1 protein-coding gene is annotated in these 761 nt (G+C 68.6%); it reads right to left on the minus strand.

What is annotated here, in order from left to right:
• A partial coding sequence (locus tag L6Q21_RS17865; RefSeq protein WP_237832118.1) for a two-partner secretion domain-containing protein occupies positions 1-669 on the minus strand: 669 nt, incomplete at its 3' end.
• Positions 670-761 lie beyond the last annotated feature (92 nt).

The following is a 761-nucleotide window of genomic DNA, read 5'->3' on the forward strand; positions in this document are numbered from 1 at the left end:
CTCGACTGTTCCTGCGTGGATATCGAGTGAGGAAGCGATGATGGACCGGACGTTGACCTGCGATGCGCCTCCGAAGATGACGCCGTTTGGGTTGATGATGTAGATGGATCCATCGGCTTTGATGGATCCGAGGATTTGCGTGGGGTTGGCGTTGGGATCGGTGACGCGGTTGAGCGTCATCCAGCTGCTGTTGCCCTTGTGGTTGAACCTGAGGTCGGTTTCGCGGCCGACGTTGAACGTTTCCCAGGTGAGGATGGCTTTTTCCTGGGTCTGGTCGATGGTGACGTTCGTGCGGCCATCGGCGCCCTGGGCCTGGGTGGGGCCATTGGCGCCGACCCAGAGGCTGGGGTCGATGGCGATGTCCGCGGAAGGCTTGAGGCCGCCGGTGCCGAGGCCGTTGGGAACGCTGCTCTCGGCGATGAGGGCGGCCTGGCGGGCGGCGTTCTGCGCGGCGTCCATCTGCGCGCGCACGCGGCTGGCGGCCGCGAACGAGGCGCGGGTGCGCTGCGCGGCTGCGGCTGCGGCGGCGTTGCGCTGCGCCGCGCTCTGCGAGGCCTGCGCCGCGGCGACCGAGGGATCGACCGTGCGCCGCGCGCCCATGTTCTGCGCCTGGGCGGCTCCCGCGCCGGCGCCGATAACGGCAAGGGCCGCGAGCGAGGCGCCGATCATCAGGCGGTTGCGAAGCGGGCGATTGGTGGCGGTCATCGGGCAAACTCCGGGTGCAAAGAGGCCGTGCGCGAAGCGGCAGGCTGACTGGGATG

The organism is Sandaracinobacteroides sayramensis (genome assembly GCF_022014495.1).
GTDB classification, from domain to species: Bacteria; Pseudomonadota; Alphaproteobacteria; order Sphingomonadales; family Sphingomonadaceae; genus Sandaracinobacteroides; species Sandaracinobacteroides sayramense.